16 protein-coding genes and 1 pseudogene are annotated in these 14669 nt (G+C 41.7%); 8 read left to right on the top strand and 9 right to left on the bottom strand.

The genetic code is table 11. The features are described 5' to 3' along the window. Positions 1-867: pseudogene (locus tag AOC33_RS07820) on the bottom strand (hypothetical protein); the annotation flags it as partial. A gap of 153 nt (positions 868-1020) precedes the next feature. On the opposite strand from AOC33_RS07820, the gene AOC33_RS07815 reads away from it, so the two are divergent. Continuing rightward, positions 1021-2388, top strand: a complete 1368-nt coding sequence (locus tag AOC33_RS07815) for a radical SAM protein (RefSeq protein WP_089516425.1) — start codon at positions 1021-1023, stop codon at positions 2386-2388. Between the two features lie 2 nt (positions 2389-2390). On the opposite strand, the gene AOC33_RS07810 is transcribed toward AOC33_RS07815, so the two are convergent. Genes AOC33_RS07810 through AOC33_RS07795 form a run of 4 tightly spaced genes read right to left on the bottom strand, consistent with a single transcriptional unit; the run spans position 2391 to position 7349 of the window. Continuing rightward, positions 2391-3563 (bottom strand): glycosyltransferase family 2 protein, encoded by a 1173-nt coding sequence (locus tag AOC33_RS07810; protein ID WP_089516424.1) that lies wholly within the window; start codon positions 3561-3563, stop codon positions 2391-2393. Continuing rightward, on the bottom strand, positions 3560-5614 hold the full coding sequence (locus AOC33_RS07805) for a hypothetical protein (protein WP_089516423.1): 2055 nt from the start codon (positions 5612-5614) through the stop codon (positions 3560-3562). The genes AOC33_RS07810 and AOC33_RS07805 overlap by 4 nt, the downstream gene beginning before the upstream one ends. Positions 5615-5633: 19 nt before the next feature. Then, on the bottom strand, positions 5634-6608 hold the full coding sequence (gene galE, locus AOC33_RS07800) for a UDP-glucose 4-epimerase GalE (RefSeq protein WP_089516422.1): 975 nt from the start codon (positions 6606-6608) through the stop codon (positions 5634-5636). Between the two features lie 33 nt (positions 6609-6641). After that, positions 6642-7349: a class I SAM-dependent methyltransferase gene (locus tag AOC33_RS07795; protein ID WP_089516421.1), complete on the bottom strand. Its 708-nt coding sequence runs from the start codon at positions 7347-7349 to the stop codon at positions 6642-6644. A 150-nt stretch (positions 7350-7499) separates the two neighbouring features. On the opposite strand from AOC33_RS07795, the gene AOC33_RS07790 reads away from it, so the two are divergent. The 6 genes from AOC33_RS07790 to AOC33_RS07765 all read left to right on the top strand — a co-directional run bounded on the left by AOC33_RS07790 (position 7500) and on the right by AOC33_RS07765 (position 12067). After that, positions 7500-8102 carry a nitroreductase family protein gene (locus AOC33_RS07790; protein ID WP_089516420.1) on the top strand — a complete coding sequence of 201 codons (603 nt, stop codon included), beginning with the start codon at positions 7500-7502 and terminating at the stop codon, positions 8100-8102. A 45-nt stretch (positions 8103-8147) separates the two neighbouring features. Further along, positions 8148-9194, top strand: a complete 1047-nt coding sequence (gene selD / locus AOC33_RS07785; RefSeq protein WP_089516419.1) for a selenide, water dikinase SelD — start codon at positions 8148-8150, stop codon at positions 9192-9194. Next, the gene (locus tag AOC33_RS07780) at positions 9191-9505 is read left to right on the top strand and encodes a hypothetical protein (protein WP_089516418.1); all 315 of its coding nucleotides are present in this window, start codon (positions 9191-9193) and stop codon (positions 9503-9505) included. Before selD ends, AOC33_RS07780 begins: the two co-directional genes overlap by 4 nt. A gap of 67 nt (positions 9506-9572) precedes the next feature. Next, the gene (locus AOC33_RS07775; RefSeq protein ID WP_089516417.1) at positions 9573-10208 is read left to right on the top strand and encodes a phasin family protein; all 636 of its coding nucleotides are present in this window, start codon (positions 9573-9575) and stop codon (positions 10206-10208) included. Between the two features lie 117 nt (positions 10209-10325). Then, positions 10326-11756, top strand: a complete 1431-nt coding sequence (locus AOC33_RS07770; protein WP_089516416.1) for a high affinity choline transporter 1 — start codon at positions 10326-10328, stop codon at positions 11754-11756. Between the two features lie 8 nt (positions 11757-11764). Further along, a complete protein-coding gene (locus tag AOC33_RS07765; RefSeq protein WP_089516415.1) occupies positions 11765-12067 on the top strand; it encodes a hypothetical protein in 303 nt (100 codons plus the stop codon). A gap of 29 nt (positions 12068-12096) precedes the next feature. Here AOC33_RS07765 and AOC33_RS07760 read toward each other — a convergent pair whose 3' ends face one another. Beyond that, complete coding sequence (locus AOC33_RS07760; protein WP_089516414.1) at positions 12097-12645, bottom strand: lipocalin family protein; 549 nt, start codon at positions 12643-12645, stop codon at positions 12097-12099. Between the two features lie 25 nt (positions 12646-12670). On the opposite strand from AOC33_RS07760, the gene AOC33_RS07755 reads away from it, so the two are divergent. Then, complete coding sequence (locus tag AOC33_RS07755) at positions 12671-13318, top strand: cytochrome b/b6 domain-containing protein (RefSeq protein ID WP_089516413.1); 648 nt, start codon at positions 12671-12673, stop codon at positions 13316-13318. On the opposite strand, the gene AOC33_RS07750 is transcribed toward AOC33_RS07755, so the two are convergent. From AOC33_RS07750 to AOC33_RS07740, 3 genes are read right to left on the bottom strand one after another with little or no spacing between them, the layout of a single operon-like run. Continuing rightward, the gene (locus tag AOC33_RS07750; RefSeq protein WP_089516412.1) at positions 13303-13749 is read right to left on the bottom strand and encodes a c-type cytochrome; all 447 of its coding nucleotides are present in this window, start codon (positions 13747-13749) and stop codon (positions 13303-13305) included. The genes AOC33_RS07755 and AOC33_RS07750 overlap by 16 nt on opposite strands. A 17-nt stretch (positions 13750-13766) precedes the next feature. Beyond that, entirely contained in the window at positions 13767-14432 is a 666-nt protein-coding gene (locus AOC33_RS07745) for a site-2 protease family protein (protein ID WP_089516411.1), read from the bottom strand. Beyond that, positions 14432-14635 (bottom strand): heavy-metal-associated domain-containing protein, encoded by a 204-nt coding sequence (locus AOC33_RS07740; RefSeq protein WP_089516410.1) that lies wholly within the window; start codon positions 14633-14635, stop codon positions 14432-14434. Before AOC33_RS07740 ends, AOC33_RS07745 begins: the two co-directional genes overlap by 1 nt. Positions 14636-14669: the final 34 nt, after the last annotated feature.

The following is a 14669-nucleotide window of genomic DNA, read 5'->3' as shown; positions in this document are numbered from 1 at the left end:
GCCGACAAAGTAGCCATAATCTGCTGGGGTTGATGCTGTAGCGCCTGTGGTAGAAACAAAACGACCGAGTTCTGCTGCCGTTTGAGTTGAAGCTGCTGTGACACCAACATAGAATCCAGGTGTTGCATTGAATGCTATTGATGCACCTGTGGTCGAAACATACCGACCTAACTCTGCAGCTGTTGCTGCTGATGCTCCTGTAACACCAACGTAGTATCCGTAGTCAGCGGCTGTTGCTGCTGTTGCGCCAGTCGTTGAAACATACCGACCTAACTCTGCCGCTGTTGCTGCTGATGCACCAGTCACGCCGACATATCGACCTAACTCTGCTGCTGTTGCTGTAGATGCACCGGTGGTCGAAACGTAGTATCCATAGTCAGCGGCTGTTGCTGCTGATGCTCCTGTGTTTGAGACGTAACGACCAAGTTCTGCTGCTGTTGTTGCTGATGCTCCAGTAACGCCGACATATCGTCCTGCGTTCGCAGCAATCTGTGCAGACGATCCTGTATTCGGAACAAAATATCCCAAGCTTGCTGCCGTCTGAGTTGATGCTGCTGTTACTGCAACATAATGACCAAGGCTGGCAGCAGTTTGTGATGAGGCAGCAGTGACTGCAACGTAATAGCCAAGGCTTGCAGCGGTTTGTGAAGAAGCAGCTGTTACCGCAACGTAATAACCAAGACTTGCGGATGCTGATACTGATGCTCCTGTTACATCGACGTAATAGCCAAAATTTGCTGGAGTGCCAGTGGTTGCTGCAATTTGATCAATGTAGTACCCAAGATCAGCCACACAGATGCCTGAATTATCATAAGAGCCCGGGCCACAGGTGATTGCCTCGGCTTTTAATGGAAAAATCATAGACATTAAACCCACCAAAAGTGAGCTAATTTTTATTTTTTTTACATTTAAAGGGGTCAATTGGAGCTTTTTGAGTTATTTGCAGTAATAATTGCGATTAATCATAACTCAATAATTGATGCTAACTCGATAATTTCTATAAGAAATTTTTATTTTTAAATGACCATAAATCACCACCATCACCTATTAATTTCTGATGCAATTAAGCTTCAGTTAGGGAAAGAGTTGGATGGTGCTATCAATCTGTACAACCGAGTGTTGGCCGTTGACCCAGATAATTGGATTGCAATCAGCAATTTAGGGGTGTTGTTAGCAAAAAAAGGTCATTTTTCAGCAGCTATTAGATTAGTTTTAAGATTGAAATTCTCGCATCCATCCCCTGGGAATTTTTTTGAAATTTATCGGGAGCTTGGAGTGAATCTTTGTTTGCATGGTTATAAAAAACATGCATTGGAGTGGTTAAAATTTGCTTTGTCTCTAAAACCTAATGATGCTGAAGTTAGAAGAATCGTTGAGGAGATTGAAGTACCCAAGTATTTAAATCCATTTGCTTATGATTTTAATCAGGCTAAATGGCTCAAAAGATACGCTCCTTATGAAAAAAATAATTACATTTATGCCGTTGACGTGGTTGGCACATGTAATTTACGTTGTCCAAGTTGCCCTGTGGGAAACATGCCCAATGATCCGCGGCCAAAGGGCTTTATGTCTGTGGAGTTGTTTCGAGAGATTCTGCAAAAAATCAAAAAAGAAACGCCTGTAGAAAATCCTGAAATATGGTTATTTAACTGGGGGGAGCCGCTTCTTCACCCAAATATTAAAGAAATTGTGGAGGCTATTCATGAGCTCGGATGGCCTGTCATGATTTCAACAAATTTAAATGTAAAAAAAGGGATCGACCAGTTAGCTCAAAGCATTCCAACGTCGATCAAAATATCTATTTCAGGGGTGACTGATAAGACTTATTCAATCACTCACGAAAGAGGCAATATTGATCTTGTTAAAAACAATCTTAGATTGCTTAGAGATTGTCTCGACAAGTATCAATCTCATTTGAGTGTTGATAAGAGAACTAGGGTCTATATTGGATACCATCAGTATAAAGACAATCTAGATGAACAAAAAGTAGCAGAAAAAATGGCAGAGGAGCTTGGGTTTGGGTTTGCAGCGAATCCAGCCATCATCCAGCCAGTTGAGAAAATGATGGCTATTTTGGAAGATGAGCCTAACCCACTCAATGAAAACCTGGTTAAAAAGTTACTTGTGCATCCAAAAGTGCTTACTCAAAATATTGCTGATAAAAGATCAGGCAACTATGATTGTGAGTTGAGATTTAACATGACAAGCATAAATCATGATGGTTCTGTTGGGCTGTGTTGTTCCACGTATTCGAATGCCAATCAAATTGCCCCTGATTTTCTCAAGATTAGTCACCAAGAACTTGAGACTAAAAAATATAAAAATGAATTTTGTAAAAAATGTTCAGCCATGAGTTTGAACTATAGTCTTTGCGATATCGCTCCGTAAATTCATTGATATTTGCGAAGGGGTAAGCTTATAAAGCCCATGACTAGTGACCATAAAAATGTTAACCCTGCGAGCATCATTAGCGTCGTTGACATACTTATGGTGCGTATTAGATTCTGTCCTTCTAGGGATCCGAATCCCAGATAGCTCCAATGCATAAATGCACTAAGTGCCCATGCGATGCCTGCGCACATGGCTGTTAAGCCAAATATTGCGCCAATCTCAAATACGGGATATTGCCTTATTTTAGTCAGCCAGTTACGTGATGGCAGCAAGCCTTCTCTAAAGGCGAATGCACGTAATAGGCTTCCGGTGTAAAGCATGAGAACAGATAGAATAAGACCGGTTTGAACATAAAAAAGGGTGTGCGTATCAAATACTATTGAGCCAATTTTTTGAGGGCCTAACAAAAGATAGATGTATGCCATCAAAAAAAGAATTGCTAAAAATAGTCCTGGATAAATGAATAACCAGCGAGGACTAAGTAAAAGCATAAATCTTAAGTGCCTCCATCCATCACGCCAAGGTTTTAAATGTGGTGGTCTAGAGCGGCCATCTGGATATAGGTTCGTGGGAATTTCATGAATCTTCAAGCCCATAATTCCGGCTTTAATTAACATTTCAGATGCAAATTCCATTCCAGTGGTTCTCAGATCTAATGCTAAAAAGGCAGATTTAGAGATAGCTCTTAATCCACAGTGGAAATCACCAACTTTGACTGGAAATAAAGAACGCCCAATAAAACTTAGTATTGGATTGCCTATGTATCTATTTTTCCAAGGCATTGCATTTTCTGTAATTACACCAGTGAACCGATTGCCAATAACAAGATCATTCCCAATTCTTAGGCCATGAAGAAATTGATCAAGGTGTTCAAAGTCATATGAGGCATCGGCATCACCCATGATGATGAATTCCCCCAAAGCCTGATGGCAACCCGCATACAAAGCAGAGCCATAGCCACGTTCTGCAACATTAATGACTCTCGCGCCGCATGATTTTGCTAGCTCCTGAGAGCCATCATTACTTCCATTGTCGGCAACTAAAATTTCAACTCGAATATTTGGATGTTTGCTTGCCCAAGATTTGGCTTTACTGATGCAGATGGGCAATGTGGCTGACTCATTAAGACATGGCATCAGAATGGTAACGAGAAACTGTTCAGGTGTATTCATTGGGGTTTCTTGAATGCTGGAGTAATGCAAAAGTCACGAGTAAATAAAAGCCACATTGATAAACAGGAAACGATAATTATCATGGGGTAGATTGGTAGCATGTATAGAATTGTGATGCCTGGGAAAGAGCTTAATTCTATGATCATTAAAATCAACATTCTTAAGGCTATAACCCCCCACAAGGCGAGTGAAAGTACATATAAAAAACTAGGCCATTTTTTCTTTATAAATAAACAGATAATTGTTGCTATAAAAAATGAAATGAGCCCAATGATGATCAACGGTATCACAACCCACCTGTAATTAGAGGTGATTCTTTCCTTAATACTTAGTGTGTTGTGATGATCCCTAATTGTTGGTGATGGTATTTTTTGATCAATAAATAGGGTGTTAAGCCCCAGTGGGTATGCTCCACCTTTGTTTGAAATAAGATTTTGAGGTAGTAAGCTACGAGAATCAGTGCTTGCAAATGAGCACTTAAGATCGCCTGATATTTGAACTGTAAAGCGTTGCATACTGGCTCTACTATCTTTAAAGAATTTGATTAAATCGGGGCTTTGCTCGCGTGCTATTGCTAATCTAAGATTGCGATATCCATCTGTGCATATCAATTCCAACCAGGCACCTTGATTTGCTGCTGTTGGCCCATAAAACCATCCTTTGATTTGAAAGTCAGACTCAGACTCGGTTGGCGTAATTCTAGGATATCCGAGGAAATCTCGATATTGTTCAAGTAAAAAGCGGGGTTCCAAACTTGGACCAGCAGTTAAGTCGGTGGGATTTATTACTAGAAGATTTTTAATTGCCTGATTTAATTTTGGAATAATTAAAGAGAAATTTTCTTTTGGTATGGATGGTATGACTGGAAGTAGGTTGGATTGACAAGAAAGCAAACCTTCCCTGCATGCTTTAGTAATTTCATTCCCTAGTTGGCGATAAAAGTCTTCAGCTGTTTTTGTGGATTGATAGTAGCCTTTGCGTGCGACGGCATCTCTAAACGCCCACATAAACCAACCGCCTGCATAATCCCCGCAAGTATGAGGGTAGATGGCGCAACCACTTTCTTGCCAAACTTTTAAATCACCCTCTAAGAAAGGCTTAAGTTCTCGAAAACTAGGACTGACCTTGTATATCAGGGCCCTTTTTTTTTCGGAAACCGGGATGTATGGAGTATCTTGTTTATCAACCACTGAGTTAAGTTGCCCAAGGACCTTGATAAAGTGACCGTTAGTAAACTCTTGTGTGACAAATCTTCCGTATTGCACGTAATTTACAGATGAAACTATTGCGGTTGGGATCAGCAAACACAGAATAAAAATGCATCCAGATTTAATTGTTGGGTGATAAATTTTTCCACTTGGCCGCAAAATTAAGTATCTGTACACAATTATGGCTATGAGAAGTGGAGTAATCCAAATGCCCTCTTCTCTGATTAAGAAAAACCATCCACCCAAAAAACCATAAGCGCAAATACTTAATAAGGAATCTTTTTCAGAATCATGGTGGCTTGCTCGAATTAAGCCAGCGATTAAGAATAGAGCAAATGCTGGGTAGATGAAGTCGCGTGTAATTCTGGTTGGCATTAATGCAGGGTGGAAAATCAAAATTAATGCCAAAAAAAGCAACAGGGTTTTGTTTGAGATTAGTCGTCGTAATTCAAATATCAACAAATAAATTGCTGCTAGGTTTAAAAGACCCAACATAAAAGTAATTGGCAGCCCTGTAAAAGAGCTCAGCGATAAGAAAAAAGGAAAAGCCACTCCTTTTGCTAAAGTTAAATTGTTATAAGCCCCAAGCCATTCACCATGAGCTATTGACATCGCATTCTTTATAAAAAGAGCATCATCATGGTTGCTTGTGGTGTAAAGGGATATTGGCAAATGTGCCATAAAAAAAAGATAAAAAAGAGCTACAGAAATAAATAAAACGGACGTAACCCATCTTTTGTTATTGGCTATAAGATTTTGAAAATTGCAAAACGATTTTTTAAAGTTATTCTTGAGCCCATTTAATGCTCTAGTGTTTTTTAATATTTTTTCGTAAGCGTTCATGATCTGTAGCAAACCAGCCCTAGTATTTTTTTATGGGGTTGTTTACCCATTCCCAAGCGTGATTAACGATGTCTTTTAAATCATAAACTGGACTCCACCCCAAATCTTTTTTAATAAGCCTGGCGTCTGCAATTAATTTAGATGGGTCGGCCGAGCGCCTTGAAGCAAGATTTGTTTTAATTTTTTGTTTAGTTACTTTTTCCACCATATTGATCACTTCCTGTATGGAGTAACCTTGCCCATTTCCCAGGTTGTAGGATTGACTTCTCCCATCATTCATTATGTACATTAGGGCTAGCCAATGAGCTAGGCAAATATCTTGGACATGAACATAATCTCGAACGCATGTGCCGTCAGGAGTGTTGTAGTCATCTCCGTAGATAGATAGTGAAGTTTTTTCCCCTGATGCAACTTGAAGTAGCAAAGGTATTAAATGTGTTTCAGGGTGGTGTTGCTCACCTAAATCGCCATGAGGATGTGCCCCGGCAGCATTAAAGTATCTCAAGCAAACTGACTTAATACCATAAGCATTATCGTAATCCGATAACAGTTGTTCCACCATCAATTTTGATCGCCCATATGGGCTAATTGGCTCTTGAGGATGTTTTTCATCAATGGGTATATATTTTGGCTCGCCAAAGGTTGCGGCAGTCGAGGAAAAGATGAAATTTTTTACACCATAAAAACTCATTGCATCTAGTAATGCTAATGTGTTTCCCACATTATTTTGATAATACTTGCTGGGATTCTGAAGTGACTCATCCACCTGAATAGAAGAGGCAAAATGCATCACTGCATCAATTCCCCTGGACAGGATTTTGTCCAAGATCATCCGATCACCACAGTTACCTTGAATAAATTCTCCGAAAGTGACAGATTCTCTATTGCCGGTTGATAAGTCATCGAGAGTAATAACCTCGCAGGAATGCTCGCCTAATAAGCGAACCATGTGAGAACCAATATAGCCTGCGCCGCCAACCACTAATATTTTCATTGCAATATGATGTCACACAATAGGATATTAAAATTATTTTTTAATGGCGACAAAATAAATATTTTTTCCAAAAAGATATTTAAATAAGCACCGATCAAAAATATTGCTTAGTGGAAAAATATACTTATCGTAAATCATCATTTTCTTTGCAGAAATACCAGGGGTAGATCTATCTCCTGTGACTTTTAGCCAAAGCCAAGCAAAAAAACCTATACAGTCAATAAATTCACAACTTTTTAGTTGGAATCCTGCATCAATAAGCTTTTTGGCTAGATTTGTCTTGTTATATCGACGGTAATGACCAACTTTCAAATCAAAATCTGAATAAATTATCTGGAATGCTGGAACGTAGATTAGTAATGATCCCCCAACCTTTAGATATGCATTTAGCTGTTTCAAGATAGAAGTATCGTCCTGAATATGCTCTAGAACATTAGAGGTGAAAATTACATCGTAGGTTTTGTTGAGCGACTCCAATCCCGAGTAATTTGGCAAACCTTTTTGCGATAATACTTCCCTTAACTCCGGATCAATTTCAATACAATCTGGAGTAATTCCTGTCAAATTTATCCACTCAATACTGAGGCTTCCAATGCCGGCGCCGAAGTCTAAAATTTCACCACCAATGCCAGCGTCGCAAACCATCTTCTTGGCAATATATTTATTGTAAAGAGGCAGATATTTGTCTGAATTGATTAACTCACTCTGGCCGTGATATTTAGGATGATTTTTATCTTGCATTTGTCACTTTTTAGTGAAGAAATAAGTTTTAGATTCTAGGCTACATTTTGAATCCAAAAGCTTTTAATATCGTTGATTTATAGCTGATCTTCAATATAAGACATAATTGACCCAATAGTACTTTTAATCAATCCCTAATCAGAGACACATATGAATACACTAGATGCTATCCGCCAAAGAAGAGCGATCAAACACTTCGACCCAGCTCATCAATTCAGCAAAGAAGAAACGCAACAATTGATTGAATTGGCGATGCAATCCCCATCTTCATTCAATATTCAACACTGGCGTTTGGTGAATGTCACTGATAAGGCTCTAAGAGTTCAGCTACGCGCTGCTGCTCATGATCAAGCTCAAGTCACAGATGCATCATTGTTATTTGTGATTGCTGTGGATATCAAGGCATGGAGTAAAGATCCTGCCAGATATTGGGTCAATGCCCCTAAAGAAGCACAAGATATCTTGGTGCCATGGATCACTCCTTTCTACTCAAGTGATGAGCAGTTGCAGCGTGATGAAGCCATGAGATCTGCAGGAATTTTGCTGCAAACCATGATGTTGGCCGCTAAAGGGATGGGATATGACTCTTGCCCAATGGTTGGTTTTGATTTTAAGAAAGTTGCTGAATTGGTTCATTTGCCAAAAGACTTTGCATTGGCTGCGATGTTGCCAATTGGTAAGGCCACTAAACCTGCCTGGCCAAAGCCTGGATTCATTCCTCAGTCAGAAATGATCGTTGAAAATCATTTCTAAACTTCACCAGCATCCATTTATCTTTAATTAGAATCTTCTTCACACATGAATACGACTTATAACGGACGCCTCACTTCACTGTCTCATGGTGGGGGTTGTGGCTGCAAAATAGCCCCTGGTATTTTGAAAGAGATCTTGAAGGCGTCACCAGTTGGAAGTATTCCCGCAGAGTTATTGGTTGGTTCAGATAACAATGAAGATGCTGCTGTTTATCAAATCAATGAGCATCAAGCGATTGTGGCAACCACTGATTTCTTCATGCCCATCGTTGATGATCCCTATCAATTTGGCAGAATTGCTGCCACAAATGCCATTTCAGATATTTATGCCATGGGAGCACAGCCGATCTTTGCGCTTGCTTTGCTTGGTATGCCTATCAATGTGTTGCCCATGGATGTGATTCAGAAAATCACATCCGGCGGTGAGTCTGTCTGTAAAGAGGCTGGCATCATGATCGCGGGTGGTCACTCAATTGATACGATTGAGCCTATTTATGGCTTGGTGGTGGTTGGCATTGTTGATCCTAAGAAGCTCAAAAGAAATAATGCTGCCAAAGCAGGCGACAAGATTATTTTAAGTAAACCGTTGGGTGTTGGAATCTTATCGGCTGCACTTAAAAAAGAAGTTTTGTCTGATGCTGGCTATCAGCAGATGATTGAACTGACCACGCAGTTGAATAAACCTGGTGCTATTTTGGCAGAAGCTGCAGGTGTTCATGCATTGACCGATGTGACTGGCTTTGGTTTGGCGGGACATCTTTTAGAAATGTCACGCGGATCTAACTTAAAAGCTCAAATCAACTGGAATGACATTCCGGTGATTGAAGAAGCCGCCACACTTGCGCAAAAAGATATCTTCACAGGAGCATCGACCCGCAATTGGGCTGCTTATGGTCATGAGGTTGAGTTGGGGAGTGATATCACTGCTTGGCAAAAAAATCTGCTCACAGATCCACAAACCAGTGGTGGCTTGCTTATCTCCTGCGCTCCTGAGGCGGAACAGGAAGTTTTATCAGTTTTGCAAACAGCAGGATTTTCAAATTCTAAAACCATCGGTACTTTCACGGCAGGTGCTGGTTTATCAGTCTCATGAGCAAAAAGACTTTGCTGACAGGGCTTTGTCTTTTGATCTTCACATTCTTTGAATTAACGGTCGTCATTCTGGATGTTGGTTTGATGGCGATTGCTTTTGCGATCCCAGCCTTGATTGGTTATGTCCTCAAGCCACAGTTTGGGGATTTGGTTTATTTGCTGTTTCTGGCAGCTGGTATTGCAGCCGTGGCCGTGGTCTTTGTTTATCGCAAACAATCACAGGCTTACTTTAGAAGAACATTGGGTAGGCGCTCAGAGGAACTGATTGAAAAACTGAGATTGAGTCGATGGTTCAAGGACATCTCTCAATAAGTGACATTGTTGGCAAAACCCTTAATTAGGTATAGGATGAAAGATCAACTATCCATAGGAGGTCGTGATGTCAGGACAACATGAATTCATGAAGTGGCAACAAGAGCGTGCCAAAGAACTTTTCTCTCTATCTCATCGACTGTTAGAGACCGCCAAGGAGCTTGGCGAGCATCAGGTCACTGAAATCAAGGCCAGCATGGAGCATGCCAAGTCTTATGCCAAGCAAGCTGCTACTAATGATGTGGCCAAGCTAAAGGCTTTGCAGGAGCAGTTTTCTGAAGATGCCATGGCTCGGATGAAGATTTATCAAAAGAAGATCAAAGGTCTTCTGAAAACGATGGAAGATGAAGCGGCCGATGAAGTAGAAAAACACCTCAATAAAGCTCGCTCAGCCATGGAGGATTGGCTAAAAACTGCTAGCAAGAACTTGCCAGCAGGATCAGACAAGTTCACGGATATTGTGCGCGATGTGTCGGATGCTGGCCATAAGGTCTTAAAAGAAGGTCGGAAGATGGCCAAGCAGGCAGCAGAAGCGGCAGAGCATGGCTTCGCTAATTTGGAAAAAATGGCTCATGACGCTGGTAAAAAATTAACGCCTCCTGCGAGCAAAAAACCAGCTGCTAAGAAGGTGGCCAGGAAGGTGGCTAAACCAGCTGCTAAGAAGGTGGTTAGAAAGCCTGCAAGAAAGTCATCAACATCCTGATCTGCCAGTGTTTAAGATCTTAAAAAGCCATGCAAATGCATGGCTTTTTATTTGTTAAATTCAAGGAATGCTCCTCTATAATTTGCCAATTAATCAGTTTCAATACAAAGGTTAGTTATGTTGCTTGGGTTGGTTGCAATTTATTTATTGGCATCAATTGTGATTGGTCTCTTAAGTGCCAGAAAAGTTCACAGTGCCAAGGACTACATCACGGCTGGACGTAACTTGCCTTTGCCCATGGTGCTTGCCATGGTCTTTGCCACTTGGTTTGGTGCTGAAACTGTTCTAGGTATTTCTGCCACATTTTTAGAAGGCGGTTTTCGCGGATTGATTTCTGATCCTTTAGGGGCATCTATCTGCTTGGTTATTTTTGGTTTGATTTTTGCCAGACCCCTATATCGCATGAACTTACTCACCCTGGGCGACTTTTTCAGAATCAGATACAACAAACAAACAGAAATGATTCTGTCTCTTTGCATTGTTATTTCTTACTTGGGTTGGGTTGCGGCGCAGGTCACTGCTTTAGGCCTTGTGTTCAATGTCCTCTCTTATGATGTATTGACTCAAACCCAAGGCATGTTGATTGGTGCGGCCGTGGTTTTGTTGTACACCTTATTCGGTGGCATGTGGTCTGTAGCCATCACCACCTTTGTGCAAATGATTGTGATCGTGATTGGCTTGCTGGCGGTCTCTTGGATGGCTGGAGACATGGCGGGTGGCTTTGATAAAGTGATCAGCAGTGCTTCAGCCGCAGGTAAGTTTGAGTTCTTGCCAAGATTAGAGTGGGTCGACATGATTGCTTGGATTGCTGCATTGGTGACCATGGCTCTGGGCTCAATACCCCAACAAGATGTATTTGCTAGAGTGAACTCATCCCAAAATGAGCGAGTGGCTATATGGGGAACCACATTGGGTGGTATCTCCTATTTCTTCTTCGCTGCCGTGCCATTGTTCTTGGCTTACTCAGCCACGATGATTGATCCTGATTTGGTCGCAAGATACCTTGGTAAAGATTCTCAGTTGATTTTACCGATGTTCATTTTGGAAAAAATGCCATTCTTCATGCAGGTGGTTTTCTTTGGCGCTCTGCTATCCGTGATCATGAGTACAGCATCAGGAACTTTGTTGGCTCCTTCCGTGACTTTTTCAGAAAACATTTTAAAATCAGTAGTGCCGCACATGAGCGATAAACAATTTTTATGGGCCACCAAACTCACCGTGGCTTGTTTTGCGTGCATTGTGACGTTTTACGCGATTTACACAGATGCATCGATTCACACCATGGTCGAGCACGCCTACCGCATCACTTTGGCCGGTGCTTTTGTGCCTTTGGCAGCTGGGCTGTTCTGGAAAAGGGCCAGTAATTTAGGGGCTTCTCTTGCTATCACCTTTGATTTGGGTGTATGGTTACTATTAGAGTTCACGAACGCTGAATTGCTGGTAGAGCCGCATTTATTGGGTTTGATAGCCAGTGCGTTCGGTATGTTGATTGGTGCTTATTTGGTACCAAATAAGCATGACTTCGATCAAGTAAAAATGGGGCAGTAAAGCACTGAATGAAAAAACTATTACTACTGAGTGCAATCTTCTTAACAGCCTGTCAATTAGGTCATAAGGAAGAAGCGCCTCAAGTGATGGGTGACACTCATTGGACCTTAGAATTCACATTGCTCAAAAACAACAAGCCGACCGAAATCAAAACATATCAATTTGAGTCGCGCATGGATTGCTTTAACACCATGTACAGAATGCAAGAAGAGGCCAAGAAGGTTCGCAATCAAACCGGCGGCGGTCTTTGTTACAAGTTATTTGCTGATGGCCAAGAGCGCACCAGCAATGATGTTTTATCAAAACATTAAAGACTGATTAAAGACTCGATGAAGAGTTTTTAAAGGCTATTGCTAGGCTTTATCAAATCTTTGCGTTGATAGCCTAGCTTTTCAGCTTTGACCAAAAGCGCTTCTTCTAGCTTTGGATCCAGTTGTTTTTGTCTGGCCAAAATCCAAAAATACTTACCTGCTGGTTCACCGACCAAAACCCAAGAGTAATCTTCTGCCAAATCAATCACCCAGTAATCCCCATAAAAGGGTCTGAAAAAAGACACTTTGAGTTGTGAGTTATTCGAGCCTGAAACCACTTTGGCAATGCCATTAGCCACTTTGGGACCGTCTTTTTTAAGGCAAGTGTTGAGCACACTGATATTGCCGTCATCTCTGAGGCCGTATTGAGCAGAGACAGTCACGCAGTCAGTACCCTCGAACCAATTGGGTAGGCGGTAGATTTCATACCAGGTGCCAAGGTAGCGATTCAAGTCAACGGAGCTGACGCTTGTTAAAGGGCTGCTTGATTGGCGGTATACCGCTTGATTGGCGCAAGCGCTTAAAATGAAAGCAGTAGCAATTGAGGCAAAGATAATATAAATGTATTTACGCATCATCACATCGTAAACTAAATTGATACATATGAAAATTCGTATTTGGGATCTACCTCTAAGATTATTTCACTGGCTGTTGGTCATGGCAGTGATTGGTAGTTTTGTGTCTGTTAAATTAGGTGGTAATGCCATGATTTGGCACGGCCGTTTTGGCTATCTTGTTTTAGCTTTGATTGCCTTCAGGATTGTTTGGGGTTTTGTGGGCACGCATCATGCCCGCTTTGCGCAATTTATCAAGTCCCCCAAAGCCATCTTGGCCTATCTCAAAAATCCATCTGAAACTCCCGGGCATAGTCCAGTGGGTGCTGTTTCAGTGCTTGTATTGCTTGGTTTGTTTTTGGCTCAAGCTTTGGCAGGGTTATTTGCAACGGATGACATTGCCTTTGATGGGCCGCTCGCTAAATACGTAGCTTCTGCGTGGGTAGAGCTCTTGACTTCATTCCATCGTTGGAATGAATGGGTGCTGCTTGCATTGGTGGTAGTGCATGTTGGGGCAATTCTGTATTACAAGTATGCCAAGAGAATCAATCTGACTTCTGCGATGATCACTGGAGATAAAGACTGGGGAGATGCTGCTTCTACGGCTCCCTTGATTCAGGACGACTCAAAGGTGAGACTCAAAGCGATGGCCATATTGATCGCCATCGCTTTTATCATGTATTACTTCTTACGATAGTTATCGTGACAGGCTTTGCAAGATTTACCTGCTTCACCAAATGCTATTTTAATCGTCTCTAAATTACCAGACTTAGCAGCCGTATTCAGTTCAGCAACAGCCTTTTGCATTTTCTCGCTACCAGCTTTGAACTTGTCCATTTCTTTCCAGATTTCAGGCAATGACTTACCGCCTTCTGTGCCTGGGCCAAATGCTTGCCATGGTAGGTGAGCCAAGCTGGCAACCACTGCAGCGTTTGCAGCAACTTCATTTTTATCGAATGGCTTTTCGCCTTTAACAACAGCACCAATTCTGGAGAAATGGTTACCCATCACCACAAAGGTTGCTGCACGATATTTGATGGCATCTTCAGTTTTGGCAAATTGAGCATGAGCCATGCCGGGAACTAACAGTGAGAGTAATACACCTGCTACTAAGATCGGTTGTTTCATGGATATCTCCTGAGTGACTAAAAAATTAAACGAAATGGAATGAGCAGTGTGTCTAAGAACCAATAAGTCAATGACATCACAGGACGCATCCAAATAGTACTGATAGTTTGTGTCAAAACCAAGGCTAAAACAATATAAAAACCCCATGGTTCAACCCTTGAAACCATGGCTGCTTGTTTCCAAGGTAACACGCCTACCAAAATACGTCCACCATCTAGGGGTGGAAGAGGAAATAAATTGAAGGCAAACATCACCACGTTGACCAATACCCCCGCCTGACACATTTCTAAAAAGAAACGCTCGGTGAGCGATACCTTGACCAAGAGCAAGTACATGATGGCCCAAAAAATGGCCTGAACTAAATTGGATCCTGGGCCAGCCAGAGCCACCCAAATCATGTCTTTTTTAGGACGTCTTAAATTACCAAAGCGAACTGGTACAGGTTTGGCGTAACCAAACAAGAAGGTACCTGCCGTAGCAAAGTACAGCAATAGGGGTACTGCAATCGTGCCCATTGGATCAATGTGCTTGATGGGGTTGAGAGTTACTCTGCCTAAAGCGTAGGCCGTGTTGTCACCCAGTTTCTTGGCGGCATAACCGTGTGCAGCTTCATGCAAAGTGATGGCAAAAATAACGGGTATCGCATAAATGGCGACTGTCTGGATGATGTTTGCGATATCCATTAAGCGACCGCCACAATATCGTAACCAGCATCAACAATGGCTTCGCTCAATTGTTCGCGATCAAGACCACTTGTCACTGTGACTGTTTGCTTCGGAATGTCTGTATCAACCCTTGCTTGGGGGTCAAGTTCAGTAATGGCTTTTGTGATGGCCTGGGTGCAATGACCACAGTTCATGCCTTTGACGGTAAAAATGAATGTCATATTTTTTGTGGTTTCCTAATATAAGGAGGACAAT

Source organism: Polynucleobacter cosmopolitanus (assembly GCF_002224225.1).
GTDB lineage: Bacteria > Pseudomonadota > Gammaproteobacteria > Burkholderiales > Burkholderiaceae > Polynucleobacter > Polynucleobacter cosmopolitanus.
Note: the sequence above shows the minus strand (reverse complement) of the source record. Positions and strands in the feature narration are given on the sequence as shown.